Source organism: Streptomyces sp. NPDC020917 (genome assembly GCF_044333795.1).
In the GTDB taxonomy this organism is placed as follows: domain Bacteria; phylum Actinomycetota; class Actinomycetes; order Streptomycetales; family Streptomycetaceae; genus Actinacidiphila.
In genome coordinates, this window is sequence record NZ_JBIRRR010000003.1 from 168262 (window position 1) to 185560 (window position 17299).

Sequence of the window (17299 nt, forward strand, 5' to 3'; positions counted from 1 at the left end):
ACACCCTGTTATGGGGTGTCTGGGACGCGTGACTCACGCCCCGCGTTCCACACGCTCTCGCCACGAGTGGCGGTGTTGTGGGAAGCATTCCGGTCGGCGTGGGCAACGACCCCGCACCCCCGGCAGATGAACAGCCCCTGGTCGACACGGTTGCGCTTGTCGACATGGCCGCACTCGGCGCACGTCTGCGACGTGTACGCGGGATCAACGAAGACCAGGGGCACCCCGGCCCGCTTGGCCTTGTAGACGATGAAGTCTCCGAGCTGGGCGAACGCCCAGGAATGGAGCGCGACCCGTTGGGGCTTGCGGAGCCGTACCCTCTGCCGGATTCCCTTGAGTTCTTCCAGGGAGAGTCCGAACGAGGTGCGTTCAGCCTCGGTCACGATCGTCTTGGCGATGATGTGGTTGGTGTTCTTGACGTGCCGCGCCTCGCGGCGGGAGCGCTCCTTCAACCGGCGCTTGGCGGACTTGGTGCGCTTCTTCTGGAGCTTGGTCCGCAGGGCGAGCTGTCGCTTGCGGTACCGGCTGAGACCGCGCCCGGCGGCCTGGTAGCCAGTGGACGTGGTGGCGATGTTGACGATGCCGAGATCCACGCCGATGAAGCCGTCCGGCTCGTACTGCTCGGCCTCGGGGACCTCGCACGTGGCGATCAGGTAGAAGACGCCGTCCCGCTCGATCAGGTCGGACTCGCCCTTGCGGTACTGCTGGAGCACCTTGAGCGCATCGGCAGAGCAGACGAAGCGGACGTTCTTAATGCGCCCGGCCGTAGTCCAGATAGACACGGTCTGCTGCTCGTACTGCCAGCTACAACACCGGTCGTCGTACGGCTGCGCAGCCTCGGGCCGGAACGTGATCGGCTTGGACTCTGCCTTGATCCGGCGCTTCGACTTCGGCTTGCCGAGGTTCCCGGCGCGGATGTTGGCGTGCAGCGTGGTGTACGCGTCACGCACCTTCTTGATGATGTGCTGCGCGGCCTGCGCCCCGATGCCCTGCTCTTTGAGGTGGGCATAGGTGTGCTTGCGCAGCTCGTACTCACGGGGTACGTCGTTGACGAACGCGACCTCGGAAACCCAGCACGCCAGGTCGTTGACCGTGCGCAGGGTTGCCGACAGTGTGGCGGCCTGGTCGGCCTCCGGCATCAGCTTGACCTGGGCCACGATCTTCACAGGCGTGATCATAACATTGATCTATGTCACCACGCTGGGAGCCAAATCCCAATATCCGCAGGGGCCGCACCGTCGTCTACATCCTGCATGCACACTTGGTCTTCACGCCCAAGTACCGGCGCGGCCCGTTCACCGACGAGATCCTTCGACGCTGCGAGGAGATCATGCGGGCCGTGTGCGCCGACTTTGAGACGGAGTTGGTGGAGTTCAACGGCGAGCGCGACCATGTCCACCTGCTCGTGCACTACCCGCCCAAGGTCGCCATCTCCAGACTCGTCGGCAGCCTCAAGGGCGTCTCCGCCCGCAGGCTCCGCCAGGAGTTCCCCGGACACATCCGCAAGTACCTGTGGGGAGACCACTTCTGGTCACCCTCCTACTTCGCCGCGTCCTGCGGCGGCGCCCCGCTCGCGATTATCAAGGAGTACATCGAGAACCAGAAACGTCCCGACTGAGGTCAGCAGTTCAGACCCGTGCTCCGGTGCGGGTCACCCCAATCTTGACAAGCGCTTCCTCCCGGGCGTGAACGCCCGGGGTTCCGCGCTAGACCACACTGAATCAGCCGGCGAACAACCTCGCGGAATTCGTCCGCAAGGCACGGCAGAACGATTTCCCCGTTCCTTGGCCCGGATCGGTGTAGTAGACCCTCAAGTCGTGGGCCGGTTAACCGAATTCAACGCGAGTAGCACGCCCCGCGGGACGCCTCACACGCCGTCGCGCCTTCCTTTGAAGTTTGCCTGCCTGCCCAGACGGCGTCACTTCGCGTCCCTAGGTTTCGGCGTCGTGGCCTGTGCGGGATTGGCGGTATGCGGTCGACCCGGCGCTGGACGGGGACCACGTCCTGGTAGTTCGACGGCGTGGTTGAACTGCTCCAACAAAGTTTGAAGGGAAGCTACATGCAGGTAGTACGTCAACGACGCGTGAAGGCCCGCAGGGGTCCTCTCGCCAGAGCCATGGGCCGCAAGTCAGTGGTGGTCGTGGCAGCCGTTGCCGCCGTGGCCACGGGTACAGGTGTCGCTTTCGCTCAGACGAACCAGTTCGGCTTCGCCCAGGTCGGCCAGACCACCGACAAGGGCCAGGTGGTCTCCAGCGACCAGTACATCAAGCCGATCGGCCAGCGTCTGGTCATCCCCTACGGCAAGATCATGTCGTCCTCGGTGAGCCCGGACGGCACCCACCTCGCGGCCTCGCTCACCGACGGCGGGCAGATCCTCGCCATCGTGGACCTGAAGACCTACAAGGTGCAGCAGTACGTCGGCAACAACGCGCAGTCGGACCTGCGGGTCAACGGCGGCGACGTGGGTCAGGAAGGCCCGACGTACTCGCCCGACGGTTCGCAGCTGTGGCTGGGCCGGATCGACGGCTACACGAAGTTCACCGTGAACGCGGACGGCAGCCTCGCGAACCCGACGACCATCAGCATTCCCGCGCAGGGCTCGAAGCACGCGCTGTCGGCCGCGCCGGTGTTCTCGGCCGACGGCAGGACCGCGTACGCCGCCGTCAACGGCCAGAACCGCGTGGTGGCCCTTGACGCGGCGACCGGGACGATCCAGCAGAGCTGGGCCGTGGGCACCGCCCCGCGGGGCATGGTCCAGGTCGGCAGCAAGCTCTACGTCAGCAACGAGGGCGGCCGCCCGGCCAAGCCCATGCCCGGCACCCTGCTCGGGCAGGTCGGCACGGTCACCTCGAGCGACGAGAACCCGCCGAACGAGGTCGCCGCGAACCTCAAGGACCACGATCCGTCCACCAAGTGGCTGGCGCACAGCTCGACCGGCTGGGTGACCTACCAGCTGGCCAAGCCCAAGGCGGTCGTGCAGTACTCGCTCACCTCCGCGAACGACTCGCCCGGCCGTGACCCCAAGGACTTCACCCTGCAGGGGTCGAACGACGGCAGCACCTGGACCGATCTGGACAAGCGGACGGGGCAGCGGTTCGACTCGCGGTACGTGACCAAGAGCTACACCTTCGCCAACACCACCGCGTACAGCTACTACCGGCTGAACGTCACCGCGAACTACGGCGACTCGCTCCTGCAGCTCAGCGGCTGGGACATCAGCGACTCGACCGCCCCGGCCGAGCACACGCAGAACTCCTACGGCACCGCGGTGCCGGCCGATCCGAACGCGGGCAGCACCACCGGCACGGTCAGCGTGATCGACCTGGCGAACCCGTCCGCCGCCGCGGCGAGCATCGACGTCGGCCTGCACCCGACCGCGGTGTACGCGAAGAAGGGCGCGGTGTTCGTCACCAACACGAACAGCAACACCGTGTCCGTCATCGACACCGCAGGCGGCAAGGTCGTGCAGACCATCGCGACGCAGCCGTGGCCGGACGCCTCGGTCGGTTACGACCCGAACGCGGTGACGCTCACCGACGACGGCCACCTGCTGGTGACGCTCGGCCGGGCCAACGCCGTGGCCGTCTACAAGTACACGTCCGCGCGTGAGCCGGTCGCCTACGTCGGTCTGCTCCCGACCGACTACTACCCCGCCGAGATCAGCGCAGACGGCGACAACGTTGTCGTCTCCAACACCCGTGGTATCGACGCCCTGCGCAACACCAGCAGGCACAACAGCCACGACACCACGTCGAGCCTGACGCGGTTCACCCTGCCCAACGACGGTGCCATCAAGGGGTACACCGCCAAGGTGTTCGCCCAGAACGGCTGGATCGGCAACTCGGTCAAGCAGAGCAACGGCAACCCGAACGTGGCGCCGGTTCCGGTGCCGGTGAAGATCGGTGACCCGTCGACGATCAAGTACGTGTACCTGATCGTCAAGGAGAACCGGACCTACGACCAGGTCTACGGCGACATGCCGGCCGGCAACGGCGACCCCTCGCTGACCGACTACGGCGCGAACGTGACGCCGAACCAGCACGCGCTGGCAGCCCAGTTCGGGCTGTACGACAACTTCTACGACCCGGCCACGAACTCGGCCGAGGGGCACAGCTGGCTGATGCAGGCGGACGACCCGGAGTACACCGAGTCCACCGCCGGTGAGTACCAGCGCAGCTACGACAGCTACAACGACGTGCTGGGCCACCAGGCGTCCGGGTTCATCTGGACGGGTGCCGAGGCGGCCGGCAAGACGGCGCGGGACTTCGGCGAGTACCAGATGCAGTCGAACAACAAGCCGGCCGCGGCGTCCTGGCAGAACCTGTACTGCGACAGCAAGAACATGGCGGCTGACCCCAAGGCGACGACCGCGTACCCGATGTACTCGAACGTGGACATCCCCTCGCTCAACGACATCTCGGTACACGGCTTCCCCGGTGGCGACCTGTCCATCCCGGACAACTACCGTTACCAGATCTGGAAGCAGGACTTCGAGAAGAACGGTCCCGCGAACCTGAACATGATGTGGCTGCCCGACGACCACACCGGCGGCCCCGTCACCGGGCCCGCCCAGGTCGCGGACAACGACCTGGCCGTCGGCAAGCTGGTCGACACCGTCTCGCACAGCAAGTACTGGAAGCAGTCCGCGATCTTCGTGGTCGAGGACGACTCCCAGGCCGGCCTCGACCACGTCGACGGGCACCGGGCCCCGATCCAGATCATCAGCCCGTGGGCCCAGCGCGGTGTGGTGGACAGCCACTACTACACCCAGGCGACCATGATCCGCACCATCGAGCAGATCCTCGGCATCCACCCGCTCAACCAGCTGGACGCCGCGGCGAGCCCGATGAGCGGGGCGTTCACCAGCACGCCGGACTACTCGCCGTTCAACGTCGTGCCCAACCGCACGTCGCTGACGCTGGGTCTGTCCACCCCGCCGTCGTGCGGCGCCGACACCCCGGCGACGCAGGACCCGGCCGCGGCGCCCGCGCCGACCACGGCCGCGGTCCCCTCCGCGCAGCGGAGCGTGGCCGCGCAGTGGCAGAAGTGGAAGGCGGCGCAGCCGTTCGTCGGAGACAACTCCAAGGTCGACTCCGCACCGCCGGCGCAGATGAGCCGCTTCAGCTGGTACGAGGCCACCGGGTGGACCAAGCCCTACCCCGGCGACTCCAAGATCTACGCCCCGTCCCAGGTGCCCGGGGCCTACCTCCCCGGCTCCGACAGCGACGGCTGACCCCCAGCTGACGCACCACCCCCCCCAGGACGGCCCGCCGCAACCCGGCGGGCCGTCCGCTGTGCTGGGTGGAACGGAGTGCCCCGTCGCTCCTGCCAGGTGGATGCGCGCGTCGGTCGTTCGGCGGGTTGCGCCGGGCGGCGTGCCGGAAAATCGGGTGGCTCGGGGGCAGTCGGCGGGTTAGCCTCGGCGGTATGAACGTCACAGGCCGAGGTATCACCGCGACCGCGCGAGCGACCAGCTCGCCGGTTGCCGCCGCCTGACGTACGTCCCAGTTCCGCCGGCGATCGGAAACGGTCCCCGGTGGTGGCTTCGAGGGGTTCCCTCCTCGGCTCCGATGATCGCGCGGACCTGTTGTCCGGTGCCGTCCCGGCACACACGCGAAGGAGCCCCCCCCATGAACACCGACCAGATCGTCCGCACCTTCACCGAGTACTACGAGGAGCGCGGCCACCGCCGGATGTCCGGATCCACCCTGCTGCCGCCGCCCGGCGACCCGGTGCTGTTCACGACCTCGGGCATGCACTCCCTCACGCCCTACCTGGAGGGGCGCCCGCACCCGCTCGGCAGGCGGCTGGTCAACGTGCAGCGCTGCCTGCGCACCACGGACCTCTCCGAGGTCGGCGACCGCACCCACCTGACCGTCTTCGAGATGCTCGGCACCTGGTCGCTCGGCGGCTACGAGGGCCCGCAGAGCCTCGACTGGGGCTACGGGCTGCTCACCGAAGGGTTCGGCATCGATCCGGGCCTGCTCCACGTCACCGTCTTCGGCGGCGACGAGCAGGTCGGCCCGGACACGGGCTCGCTCGACCTGTGGCAGGACCGCGGGGTGCCGGTCGAACTCACCGTCGAGGACAACTGGTGGTCCAACGGCCCGACCGGCCCGTGCGGCCCGGACTCCGAGATCTTCCTGTGGACAGGCGACACCCCGCCGCGGTCCACCCCCACCCGGGACGACCGCTGGGTGGAGGTGTGGAACCACGTGATGATGCACTACCGGCGGCTCGACGACGGCACGCTCGTCCCCCTCCCCCAGCGCAACGTCGACACCGGGCTCGGCCTGGAGCGGCTGCAGTCCCTGCTCCAGGGCCGGTCGTCGGTCTTCGAGTGCGACGTCTTCGACCCCTGGCGCCGGCTCGTCCCGCCCCTGTGGCAGCTCGACGTACCGTCGCTGCGCCTGGTGTGCGACCACCTGCGCTCGTCGGTCGTCGTCATCGGCGACGGCGTCCGCCCGTCCAACACCGGCCGCGGCTACGTGCTGCGCCGGCTGGTACGGCGGGTGCTCACCGTGCTGCGCAGGGACGACCCGCACCGCGGACTCGGCGACCTGTCAAAGGAGTTGGTGCGTCACACGCTCGACCGCTTCGGCCAGGACCTGGACCCGGACGTGGTGCGTCAGGTCCTGCTCGACGAGGAGCGCCGCTTCGACCTCCTCCTGCAGCGCGGCCGTCAGGTACTGTCCGGCCGCCGGTTCCGCGGCCCGCTCAGCGAGGACGACTTCCACTACCTCCACGACACCCACGGCCTCCCCCGCGACCTCGTCCTGACCCTGCGACCGCCGCAATGACAGCTCGGCCTGCGACGGGTGAATCCGGGCGGTCCGTCCTCCTCAACGGCTGTCCGCGGACACCTCGTTCGGTGGGGTGGCCGCACCGGGATCGGTGGAGCGGTGCGGCACCGCCGGGCCATGAACGGGCTTGGACCTCGCCAGCCACAGGCCGGTGAACACAGCCGTGGCCAAGGTGACGATGCCGGCGGCGACGAAGGCGCTGTCGAGGCCGCTCTCGAAGGAGGCGCCGCCGGATTGCCGGCTGCGGACGACCGCTCCGAGGACGGCCACGCCGAGCACCGCGCCGATCTGCCGGGTGGTGCTGCTGATGCCCGAGGCGAGGCCGCCCTCCTGCGGGCTGACCGCCTGGATGGCGGCGCCCGTCAGCGGGGACAGCGTCAGGGCGAAGCCGGTGCCGACGACCACCAGCCGCCACCACACGTTCCCGTAGCCGGTGTCGGCGTGCACCGTGCCCAGCGCCAGCAGCCCCCCGCCCGCCAGGGCCAGCCCGGTGGTGACCACGACGCGGAAGCCGTACCGGACGGCGAGCCGGCCCGCGTACGGGCTGACGACCACCATGGCCAGGGAGGCCGGGAGGGTCTGCAGGCCGGCGCGCAGGATCGAGCTGCCCTGGACGTACACGAAGAACTGGGAGAAGAAGAACGACGAGCCCATGAGCGCGAACCCCACCACGATCATGGCGGTGTTGGACACGGTGAACAGCCGCTGCCGGAACAGGCGCAGCGGCAGCATCGGCGCGGAGCGACGCGCTTCGACGGCGGTGAACGCGGCGAGGAGGATCGCCGCGGCGGCGAAGCTCGCCAGGATGACCGGCGAGGTCCAGCCGCGGGCGCCGCCCTCGATCAGCCCGTAGGTCAGTGCCCCGACCGCCGGAATCGACAGCACCGTCCCCGGGACGTCGATCGCGGGGGCGGCCGGATTGCGGGACTCCTCGAGGTGCCGCAGGCCGACCAGCAGCAGGATCACGCCGATGGGCAGGTTGACCAGGAAGATGGCGGGCCAGCCGAAGGCATCGGTCAGCACGCCGCCGGCCACGGGTCCAGCGGCCAGGCCGATTCCGCTGAACCCGGCCCACAGCCCGATCGCCTTGATGCGTTCCTGCGGAACGGGGTGGGCGGCGGCGAGCAGGGCCAGCGAGGCCGGGCTCAGCGCCGAGGCCCCGATGCCCTGCAGCATCCGGCCGGCGATCAGCCATCCGACCGAGGGTGCGAGGCTGCACAGCACCGATGCGGCGGTGAACACCACCGCGCCGGCCAGGTACACCCGCTTGCGGCCGAACCGGTCGGCGAACACGCCGCCGGACAGCAGCAGCATGGCGACCAGCAGCACGTACGCGTCGACGATCCACTGAAGGCCGGTCAGCTGGGTGTGCAGCCCGTGCTGCATGTCGGGCAGCGCCGCTCCGACGATCGTGTTGTCGAGCAGCACCATGAACTGGCCCAGGCAGGTGACCGCGAGCAGAACGGTCCGGTTCGGTCGACTGCCTTCGGGCGCAGGCAATGCCGCCATGGGGTCCCCTCCCAGTCGTGGGTGCGCCGCTCCACGGCCGGCACGGCCGGCCTCGGGGCGCCCTAAAGCAGTCGGCGACTGCGTTAGGAGACTGTAAGGAGGTCCTCCCGTAAACGCAAGTCCCGACTGCGTTAAAGTGAGGGCATGGAGGACATGGACGAGCGACAGCGAGCCCGGCGACCCGGCGGGCGCGGTGCCCGCGTCGGTGCGGCGGTGCACCAGGCCGTCACCGACCTGATCAGTGAGCGCGGCTACGGCACGTTCACCGTCGGCGACGTCGCAGCCCGCGCGGGCGTGGCCGACAGCAGCATCTACCGCCGGTGGGGCAACCTGGAGAACCTGCTCACCGACGTGGCGGTCACCCGCCTCAACGCGCGGTCGCCGATGCCCGACACCGGGAGCCTGGCCGGCGACCTGCGCACCTACGCGGCCAACGTGGCCCGCGAGATCACCGGGCCCGACGGCCTCGCGGTGCTGCGCCTGGCCGTCGCCCTGTCCAGCAACGGCGAGCAGGGCCTGCGGGCGCGTGAGGAATTCCTCGCCGAACGCGCCCGGCAGCTGGACTCCATGCTCGATCGCGCCCGCGAACGCGGCGAGGACGCACCCGACGCACTCGGCGTGCTGGACCATGTGATGGCCCCGATGTACGTCCGCGTCCTGCTCGGCATCGGCCCCCTCACCCCGGACTACGTCGACGGCCTGGTCGACCGGTTGCTGTGACCTCGGCCAGGCCCGAAGGTGCCTCGTAGCACTAGTAACTGTCGTAGCCGGGCTCGCCGTTCGGCCGGTAGACGCCGACGATGGTGCCGCCCTTCGTCGTCGCGACGCTGACCGGCTCCAGCGCGGTGGGGATCGCTCCGTCGGCGAACAGCCGCTTGCCGCTGCCGATGATCACCGGGTGGATGGTCAGCCGGTACTCGTCGACGAGGCCGTGCCGGATGAGGGTCTGGGCGAGGTCGCCACTGCCCACGACGTTGATGTCGCCTCCCTCGGACGCCTTCAGCTTGCGTACGGCGTCGACGGTGTCGCCCTCCAGCAGCGTGGAGTTCTGCCACGCGACGGAGGTCAGGGTCCGGGACGCCACGTACTTGTGCATGCTGTTCATCCGGCTGGTGAACGGGTTGCCGGGATCGGCGGTCGGCCAGTACGCCGCGAAGATCTCGTACGTCTTGCGGCCCAGCAGCATCGCGTCGGAGTGCTCGTACCAGCCGGCGATGGCCGCGCCGACCTCGTCGTCGGACACCGGTTTCTGCCAGCCGCCGTGCTCGAAGCCGCTCTGAGCGTCCTCGTCCGGACCGCCCGGTGCCTGCATGACGCCGTCGAGCGTCAGGAACGTGCAGATGTTGATCTTGCGCATGATGTGCTCCCTTCGTCGACGGGTAGACCCCACGACCCGCGGAAACTCATCGGCGGCGGCCGGGCCGTTCGCGGGCGCGGCTGAGCGGTCGGGTCAGCCGAGCTGCCCGGTCGGCCGCAGGGTGATGTGGTTGACGTCCACGCCCGCGGGCTGGTTGACGGCGAAGACGATCGTGTCCGCGATCTGATCGGGGGTCATCGCGGGAGCCGCGTCGGGGGTGCCGCCGCGCTCGTCCCAGAACGGGGTGTCCACCACCCCGGGGGCGATGACCGTCACGCCGACGCCGTCCTTGCCGACCAGCAGCCGGGTGTTCTCGGCCAGCGCGTGCGCGGCCCACTTGGTGACCGAGTACAGGTTGCCAGGCGTGTTGCGCACCCCGGCGACCGAACCGATGATGACGATCCGGCCCTTGGAGTCCCTGAGGTGCGGCAGGGTCTCCCGCACCAGCAGGGCCGGGCCCAGGACGTTGGTGAGGACCATTTCGCGCATGTCGTCGGGGGCGTGGCTCTCCAGGTTGCCGGGCAGCGAGAAGCCGGCGTTGGCGATGACGTTGTCCAGCCGGCCCCAGGTGTCCATGACGCGGCGTACGGCGGCGGCGACGTCGTTCGCGTTCGCGGCGTCGCCCGTGATCGTGAGCAGCCGCTCGCCCGCTCCGGCCGAAGCGGCGAAGGCGGCCAGCTTGCCCGCGTTCCGTCCGGTGACGGCCACGCGGTGGCCCTGCTTGAGCAGAGCGCGGGCGGTGGCGGCGCCGATTCCGGTCGAGCCCCCGGTGATCAGCGTGACGGGTTCCATCAGACGGCCTCCTCAGCGATGCGTCGTCGGGGCTCCGCCCGGTCCCGGATGTCGATGAACGCGAGGTGGAGCGTGAGGTCGACCGACTCCGGGGCACCGGTCCCCCGAAACGACTGCACTATACCCAGCGATCTTCCCGCCGGGCCGGTACGCCCTCGCTGGCCGGCCCGATGCCCTACGACGTGGCCGAACCCGCCGTGTCGGCCCTGAAGGTGGCCGGGCAACCTCCCTGAGCCGCGCGGTCGGGAGGGGGCCCGGAGCGGGCGGCTCAGCTTGCAGGGGGTGATGCTTCCCGGCGAGGGCGGGGCCCGCGTCCGGCTGGTCACCTTCAGCACCCCGGAGTACGGCCCCATCGACACCGTACGGGGTCCCGGTCCCTGACGATCCATCAGCACAGGAGCGCCGTGGGAGCGGGGCGGCCGCGGCAGGACGCCGTTCGTGCCGCAGAGCAGAGCCTACGACGGCCGGGCCCGGGCTCCCTCTCGGGGGCCCGGGCCCGACGCACGTACCGGCTCAGTCCCCGGTGGCCGCGACGCTCACGCCATGATGGTCGACGGCCCGGCGATCTCGCTGTGGAAGTTCGCCGGGACGGCCTCGCTGTAGACGTTGCCCGGTGCGACGTCGGCGTAGAAGTGGGCCGGGACGGCCTCGTTGTAGAAGTTCGCCGGGACGACCTCGCTGTAGACGTTGCCCGGTGCGACGTCGGCGTAGAAGTGGGCCGGGACGGCCTCGTTGTAGATGTTGCCCGGGACGGCCTCGGTGGAGACGTATCCCGGCACGACCTCGCTGTGGAAGTCGGCCGGGCCGGCCGCCGTCGGCGTCGCGGCCACCGCGGCCGGCGCCACCCCCGCCACGGCAACCGCAACCAGCAACCCCGCAAAGGCATATCGGATCTTCATGGGTTCCCCTCCCCTGATGTCGGTTCCCGGGCGGTGGACACGCCCGGACCAGCACGGCCCATCCTGGCCACAGAACGCCACCCCGCAGGCGGGCCGGGGGCGGAGCGGCCGATACCGCCGGCCAGGAATGGCCGATACCGGGCAGTCGGCCGCCCCGCGCCGTTCCCGCGGTGGCCGTTCGCGGGAGCCGAGTCCGGCCGACCGTTACGCGCGGACCCCGATCAGCCGGTCGACGTACAGGTAGCCGACGTCGGGGTTGTCGACGGGGGCGATCCAGAACCAGTGGACGTTGTTCGGGTCGGTGTCCCTGGTGTACGCGCCGGGGAGGGCGATCTCGTGGTACTGGCCGTCCCGCATGGTCTCGACGGACGGAAAGACCACGTTGCCGAACGGCGGCCATACGCCGGTGGACAGCGCGGCGCGGGTTCCGGCGCCGGAGGTCTGCGGGACCCGCGCGGCCACGTACAGCTTCCACGTGCCGTCGGCCGGAAGCTTGTCCAGGGGGACCATCACCGCCCAGTCCGTGTTCCCGGTGGCGACCATGCGGGCCGCGCCGTGGTCCGACGCCAGGTCGTCCGGCACGATCGCGCAGGTCTTCGTCGAGATGGTGAAGTCGTAGTCCTGGATCTCGAACCAGTCGGTGGCCGGCAGCCCGGCCGCCACGCCCGGCGGAGGTGGCGGAACGCGTTCCACGACCGTGGTGGCCCGGTCGATCATCTGCTCGATGGTGCCGCCGGATTCCGTGTACTGGGTCAGACCGGACTGGTTCAGTTCGACCTTGAGCCGGGCCAGCCGGCGCGTGGTGTCCGGGTCCCAGCTGATCCCGTGGGCGCGCGCGTAGCGCTGGAACTCGTCACGCCGGATCAGGATCTGGAAGTCGACGCCGAGGCGTACTGCCGCCAGATGGGCGGCGTGATCGGCGTTGTTCTGCACCAACGACTGTGCCTGGTCAAGCAGTTGGTCCGCGGCGGTGAGCGAGTCGAAGTTCAGGTAGGGCGCGTTCTCCGGGGCGAAGCAGGTGAGGGTGGTGCCGGTACTGGCTACCGCCTGGACCATGAGTTTCATGTAGGCGTAGAGGGCGTCCGCGGCGGCACCGTAGAAGCCCCGCAGGAACTCCCGGATCAATGCGTCAGGGTCCAGGGAGGGGTCCCACATGAGTCGTGAGAGCACCCATATCCGCAGATGGGCGAATTCGGCTCCGCGGACGTTCCACGCCCCTTCGCCGAAGTAGCCCTGGATGGCCGGGATCGCGGCGAACGCCGGGAACGACTCGCACATCGCCCACCAGTTGGGGAACGGCTGCGGGTAGGCGTGGAAGTCGGTCAGGTAGTCCCAGATCACGATGTTGTCCGCGATCCGGCCCCACTCCGAGATCCCCTCGGCGATCTGCTGGTTTCCCGATCCCATCAGCGGCTTGCCGAAGTCCCCGCTGATCGGCGCCACGGTCATCACCACCGAGTCGTCGACCCGCAGGCCGGTCGGCGGGGTGAAACTCCAGGTGTATGCCTCGGTCTCGAGGCGAGCGTCGGGTATCCGGGCCCGGACCCGGCCGGCGATGTCGTTCATCATGTCGACCAGCGGTGCGGAGGGCACGCCGCCGTGGGCAGCGGCGAACTCCTGACTCGCTGCGTCGAGGGTCCACGGCTGGTCGTTCTGGGCGAACGACGCAGTCGGCTCCTCACCGGCGGCGACGCGGCTCCGGATCAGGGTGACCAGCCGGTCGGCGGCCTCGGCCCGGGTGGCCGGATCCATCATCGCGATCTGCCCACCCGACGCCCAGGACGCCTCCGGCAGGATCGTGGAGAAGAAGTCGGGCCGGTCCTCCGGCCAGTACCGCGACCAGGTGTCGATCCCCGGGGTGCGAGGGAGCGAGGTGAACTCGTCGTCCCCGCGAAGACCGTTCAGGAGGTTGTGCTGGCGGTAGGCGGCGTCCTTGCCGTCCGCGGCGGCGACCTCCCGGAAGCGGAACCTCGGAACCTGGTCGACGTTCAGGGCGGCCGCCGGTACGGACACGCTGCCCGAGCGGGGAACGCTGGTGAAACCGGGGGCCCACCACCGTACGCCCAGGAGGCGGTCCAGCACCCAATAGACGCCGTACAGGGTGCCGCGCGGGACAGGTCCGCTGATGAAGACGGTCTGGCCCCTGGTACGGAGCGCGAATCCGTCGTCGGCCAGCTTGCCGTAGTCGAGGCCGAGGCTCTTGGTGAGCGGGTTCTCCCGCCCGACCACGATCAACCGGTCGTTGCCGCCCGGCGGTTGATCGGCCTGCACCACCGGCGGGACGGCTCCGGACATGGTCGCGAGAGTGTCGGCAAGTTCCTGGGCGGCCTGCCTGGTCACGGCCCCTTCACCGGTTCCCAGGAAGATCCGGTACTGGGCGGAGCCCTTGTGCACGAGTTCCAGTGTGGGCGCGGCTGCTTCGGCGGTGCTGGGCAGCAGGCTCGTGCCCAGCGCGGTGGCGGCGGCCATGCCGCCCGCCCGCAGAACGGTTCGGCGGGTCAGGTCCGCATGGTCGCCTTGTCTCGGGTGGGTCATCGGCGTGCTTCCTCCAGGTCGGTCGCGTCTAGGACGGACTGCGGGGGGCGATGGCAACGCGACGCTGGTGGGCGGCGACAGCGGCGCGGGCGGAGTCGTACAACTCCGTGGACTGCTCGGCGGTCCGGTTGGCCAGGCAGACGAACAGCACGTCAAGCAGGAACAGTTGGGAATACCGCGAGGCGAACGACTGGGTCCGGGGGTCCGCGCTCTCGGCCACTCGGGTGGCCAGCACCAGGTCGGCTGCGAGAGCCAGCGGGGAGGACGGTTCGGACGTCACGGCGATGGTGGAAGCGCCGAACGACCGTGCAACGTCCTGCACTTCGACGACCTCGGCGGTGGCACCGCTGTGCGAGAAGCTCACCTGCACGTCGCCCGGTCGAAGCCGGGCCGCAGCCGCGAGGGCATCGAGGGTGTCGGTGCCGGCCGTCACGGGCAGTCCGATCATCACCAGCCGGGCCCGCAGTTCCGCTGCGGCGTGGGAGCTTCCGGACAGACCGAAGGCATGGATCGCACGGGCGCGCCCCAGCAGGTCGACCGCACGGTCGACCACCGGCGGGTCCAGCAGGTCGGCGGTCCGTTGCAGGCTCCTGATGTCGGCGGCGACAACCGCCCGGGCGATGCCCGCCGTCGAATCCCCTCCGTCGATCTCCAGGCCGACGGTGTGCGCCCACACGGTCTCACCGAGCCGGCCGAGATCGGCGGCGAGCGCGACCCGGAACGCGGCGTACCCGTTGATGGACAGCGCCCGGCAGAAGCGGTTGACCGTCGCCGGGGACGTGTCGCTCCGCTGGGCGAGCTCGGTGATCCCCTCGTCCGCCGCCGCCGCGGGATCGGCCAGGACCGCCCCGGCGACCCTCCGGAGAGCGCCCGACATCGTTGCGCTCTCGCGCTCAAGTTTGGCAAGCAAGTGATCCACTGGAAAAGATTATCAGCGATGAGCATGAGGACGATAGATCTGAGCGAAATCAATCAGGCGACTGCCCGCGGAGCCCGCCAGCGGGCCGCCGCAGGCCCGTTCGGGGCGGACGCTCACTGCGCGAGGGAGAAGTAGTTCTCCTCCTCCTGCGTGAAGTGCAGGCGCAGGACGCTGTGCAGGCCGTACAGGCACGCACGCAGGTCGTCGAGTTGATCGGGCTGCAAGCCGCCCTCGGCATCGGCGAGTTGGAGGTGGGCGCCGATACGGCGGGCGAGGCGGTGGATCTCCGTGTGGGCGCGGCTCATCGTGGCGGTGGCCTCGGAGCCTCCCAGAGCCGAGGCGAGGGCGGGGTAGAGCTGCTGCTCCTCGGCCCGTTCATGGGGCAGGAGTTGTTCGTTCAGCAGCCGGTCGACGTGGCGGACGGACTCCAGGGCCTCGGGGCCGGGTGTGGAGCTGAGCTGGTCGGCGGCTGCGCGGACGGCTTCGACGACCTCGCGCAAGTCGTCGTGCTCGGCGGCGAAGCGCTGGAGGAGCTGCTCGGTGGCCGGCGCGACGGCGACGCGCGCGGTGCGGTCCACGCGCAGCGCTCGCAGCGCGTTGAGGATGACGGCGACGTCGATGGCCTCCTGGAGCAGCGCGCCGACCGCGGGTGGCAGCAGGCCGAACGCGGCGGCGATCATGGCGGCCAGTGACATCGCCATGCCGGCCACGGCGCTCTGCGCGGCGATGCGGCGCGCACGGACGGCGATGCCCGCGGCGTCGGCGAGTCGGTCGACGCGATCGGTGGTCAGCACGATGTCGGCCGCTTCGGAGGACGCGCCGGCACCGCGGGCGCCCATGGCCACGCCGACGTCGGCGGCGGCCAGCGCGGGGGCGTCGTTGACGCCGTCGCCGACCATGACGGTGACCGCCTTCTCGCGTTCGGCACGGACCGCGGCGACCTTGTCGGCCGGGGTCTGGCGCGCGCGCATGTCGTCCAGCCCGAGGACGGCGGCGATCTCCAGGGCCGGCTCGGTGCGGTCGCCGGTGAGCATGAGCAGGCGCCTGATGCCGGCCTGGCGGAGGCGGCGCAGGGTGCGCGGCGCCTCGGTGCGCAGCGGGTCACGCAGCAGCAGGGCACCGCTGAGCCGGCCGTCGACGCTCAGCCAGGCGACGGCGGCGCCGTCCAGGGTGGCCCGGTTGTCGGCGGTGCGCGCCCACGCGGCCAGGGGTGCGCCGTCGTGCCGGCCGACGTGGACGGTGCTGTCGCCGATGCGGCCGGTGGCTCCGCGCCCGGGTTCCTCGGCGACGTCGCGGACCGGGTGCAGCGGCAGGCCGCGGGCGTGCGCTTCGTCGGTGATCGCCTGGGCCAGGACGTGGGGTGAGTACTGGTCGACGGAGGCGGCCAGGGCGAGAACCTCGTCGGGGGTGTGCCCGGGTGCGGCGGTGACGTCGAGAACGCGGGGCCGGCCGGTGGTGAGGGTGCCGGTCTTGTCCAGGACCAGCGTGCGAGCGCGGCCGAGGTTCTCCAGGGCGGCACCGTCCCGCACCACCACGCCGAGGCGGGCGGCACGCGACAGCCCGGAGACGATCGCGACGGGCGCGGCCAGCAGCAGGGGGCAGGGAGTGGCCACGACGAGGACGGCCACCGCCCTCACGGCCGACCCGCTGACGAGCCAGGCGATGCCTGCCACGGCCAGCGACAGCGGCAGGAACCAGGCGGCGTACCGGTCCGCCAGGCGGATCACGGGGGCGCTCTCGGCTCCGGCCTGCCGGGCGAGGCGGACGATCTCGGCGTAGGTGCTGTCCGCTTCGGTCGCGGCGGCCACCAGCTCGAACGCGCTGCCGGCATTGACGCCGCCGCTGCGCACCGTCTCGCCGAGCCCTCGTTCCACCTGGAGCGACTCGCCGGTCAGCACGGACTCGTCCAGGACCGCGGTGCCACCCTCGACGCGACCGTCGACCGGGACCACATCCCCCGGGCCGACGACGAGCAGGTCGCCCACCTCGACCTCGGCGAGCGGCACGGTGCGGACCCGGTCGCCGACGCGGCGCCGGGCAGAGCGCGGCGCGTGCTCCAGCAGGTGGCGCAGGTCGTGCGAGGCGCGGCGTTCGGCCGCCGCGTCCAGCCAGCGGCCCGTGGCGAGCATGAGCGCGATCAGGGCGCCGGCCAGGTACTCACCCGTGGCCAGCGTTCCGGCCAGGGCCAGGACGGCGATCAGGTCGACGCCGGCCCGGCCGCGCCGCAGGGCGCCGATGACCCACCCCACGGCGGGGAGGATCGCCACTGCGGTGCCTGCCGCCCAGAAGCTGCGAGCGAGTGTCTCGGCCCCGGTCAGCCAGGCCACGCCGCCCGCCGTCAAAGCCGCGGCGGTCAGTGCGAGCAGCGCCGGTTCCAGCGAACGCCGGGCCACCTCGAGTGCCCGCGCCGTCCCGCGTTCCGCGTCCGGACGCTTCACCGTGCGCTCTGCCTTCCTGCGCCGGGTTTCCTCACCTCCAGTAGATC

General features: G+C 70.4%; 12 protein-coding genes. 4 read left to right on the forward strand and 8 right to left on the reverse strand.

Annotated elements, in window-relative coordinates:
- Positions 1-8: 8 nt before the first annotated feature.
- Complete coding sequence (locus ACH4TG_RS08060) at positions 9-1178, reverse strand: RNA-guided endonuclease InsQ/TnpB family protein (RefSeq protein ID WP_398241331.1); 1170 nt, start codon at positions 1176-1178, stop codon at positions 9-11.
- A gap of 11 nt (positions 1179-1189) precedes the next feature.
- On the opposite strand from ACH4TG_RS08060, the gene tnpA reads away from it, so the two are divergent.
- The 3 genes from tnpA (at position 1190) to ACH4TG_RS08075 (ending at position 6800) form a co-directional block, all read left to right on the forward strand.
- A complete protein-coding gene (tnpA, locus tag ACH4TG_RS08065; RefSeq protein ID WP_398241332.1) occupies positions 1190-1618 on the forward strand; it encodes an IS200/IS605 family transposase in 429 nt (142 codons plus the stop codon).
- A gap of 498 nt (positions 1619-2116) precedes the next feature.
- Positions 2117-5233 (forward strand): discoidin domain-containing protein, encoded by a 3117-nt coding sequence (locus ACH4TG_RS08070; protein ID WP_398241333.1) that lies wholly within the window; start codon positions 2117-2119, stop codon positions 5231-5233.
- Positions 5234-5630: 397 nt separating this feature from the next.
- Complete coding sequence (locus ACH4TG_RS08075) at positions 5631-6800, forward strand: alanine--tRNA ligase-related protein (RefSeq protein WP_398241334.1); 1170 nt, start codon at positions 5631-5633, stop codon at positions 6798-6800.
- A 42-nt stretch (positions 6801-6842) separates the two neighbouring features.
- On the opposite strand, the gene ACH4TG_RS08080 is transcribed toward ACH4TG_RS08075, so the two are convergent.
- Positions 6843-8312 (reverse strand): MFS transporter, encoded by a 1470-nt coding sequence (locus tag ACH4TG_RS08080; protein ID WP_398241335.1) that lies wholly within the window; start codon positions 8310-8312, stop codon positions 6843-6845.
- 153 nt (positions 8313-8465) lie between these two features.
- Here ACH4TG_RS08080 and ACH4TG_RS08085 point away from each other — a divergent pair, with 153 nt between their 5' ends.
- Positions 8466-9032, forward strand: coding sequence for a TetR/AcrR family transcriptional regulator (locus ACH4TG_RS08085; protein WP_398241676.1), 567 nt, complete (start codon positions 8466-8468; stop codon positions 9030-9032).
- Between the two features lie 31 nt (positions 9033-9063).
- On the opposite strand, the gene ACH4TG_RS08090 is transcribed toward ACH4TG_RS08085, so the two are convergent.
- The 6 genes from ACH4TG_RS08090 to ACH4TG_RS08115 all read right to left on the reverse strand — a co-directional run bounded on the left by ACH4TG_RS08090 (position 9064) and on the right by ACH4TG_RS08115 (position 17252).
- Positions 9064-9669 (reverse strand): dihydrofolate reductase family protein, encoded by a 606-nt coding sequence (locus ACH4TG_RS08090; protein ID WP_398241336.1) that lies wholly within the window; start codon positions 9667-9669, stop codon positions 9064-9066.
- A gap of 93 nt (positions 9670-9762) precedes the next feature.
- Positions 9763-10461, reverse strand: coding sequence for an SDR family oxidoreductase (locus ACH4TG_RS08095; protein ID WP_398241337.1), 699 nt, complete (start codon positions 10459-10461; stop codon positions 9763-9765).
- A gap of 536 nt (positions 10462-10997) precedes the next feature.
- The gene (locus tag ACH4TG_RS08100) at positions 10998-11360 is read right to left on the reverse strand and encodes a hypothetical protein (protein WP_398241338.1); all 363 of its coding nucleotides are present in this window, start codon (positions 11358-11360) and stop codon (positions 10998-11000) included.
- Positions 11361-11564: 204 nt separating this feature from the next.
- On the reverse strand, positions 11565-13895 hold the full coding sequence (locus tag ACH4TG_RS08105) for a DUF4838 domain-containing protein (RefSeq protein ID WP_398241339.1): 2331 nt from the start codon (positions 13893-13895) through the stop codon (positions 11565-11567).
- Positions 13896-13923: 28 nt separating this feature from the next.
- Positions 13924-14814, reverse strand: a complete 891-nt coding sequence (locus ACH4TG_RS08110; protein ID WP_398241340.1) for a MurR/RpiR family transcriptional regulator — start codon at positions 14812-14814, stop codon at positions 13924-13926.
- Between the two features lie 113 nt (positions 14815-14927).
- Positions 14928-17252, reverse strand: a complete 2325-nt coding sequence (locus tag ACH4TG_RS08115; protein WP_398241341.1) for a heavy metal translocating P-type ATPase — start codon at positions 17250-17252, stop codon at positions 14928-14930.
- Positions 17253-17299 lie beyond the last annotated feature (47 nt).

Excerpts from the sequence above, each read along its gene's own strand:
- ACH4TG_RS08090 (WP_398241336.1), bottom strand. The coding sequence starts at position 9,669 with ATGCGCAAGATCAACATCTGCACGTTCCTGACGCTCGACGGCGTCATG.
- ACH4TG_RS08095 (WP_398241337.1), bottom strand. The coding sequence starts at position 10,461 with ATGGAACCCGTCACGCTGATCACCGGGGGCTCGACCGGAATCGGCGCC.
- ACH4TG_RS08085 (WP_398241676.1), top strand. The coding sequence starts at position 8,466 with ATGGACGAGCGACAGCGAGCCCGGCGACCCGGCGGGCGCGGTGCCCGC.
- ACH4TG_RS08080 (WP_398241335.1), bottom strand. The coding sequence starts at position 8,312 with ATGGCGGCATTGCCTGCGCCCGAAGGCAGTCGACCGAACCGGACCGTT.
- ACH4TG_RS08075 (WP_398241334.1), top strand. The coding sequence starts at position 5,631 with ATGAACACCGACCAGATCGTCCGCACCTTCACCGAGTACTACGAGGAG.
- tnpA (WP_398241332.1), top strand. The coding sequence starts at position 1,190 with ATGTCACCACGCTGGGAGCCAAATCCCAATATCCGCAGGGGCCGCACC.
- ACH4TG_RS08105 (WP_398241339.1), bottom strand. The coding sequence starts at position 13,895 with ATGACCCACCCGAGACAAGGCGACCATGCGGACCTGACCCGCCGAACC.
- ACH4TG_RS08060 (WP_398241331.1), bottom strand. The coding sequence starts at position 1,178 with ATGATCACGCCTGTGAAGATCGTGGCCCAGGTCAAGCTGATGCCGGAG.
- ACH4TG_RS08070 (WP_398241333.1), top strand. The coding sequence starts at position 2,117 with ATGGGCCGCAAGTCAGTGGTGGTCGTGGCAGCCGTTGCCGCCGTGGCC.
- ACH4TG_RS08100 (WP_398241338.1), bottom strand. The coding sequence starts at position 11,360 with ATGAAGATCCGATATGCCTTTGCGGGGTTGCTGGTTGCGGTTGCCGTG.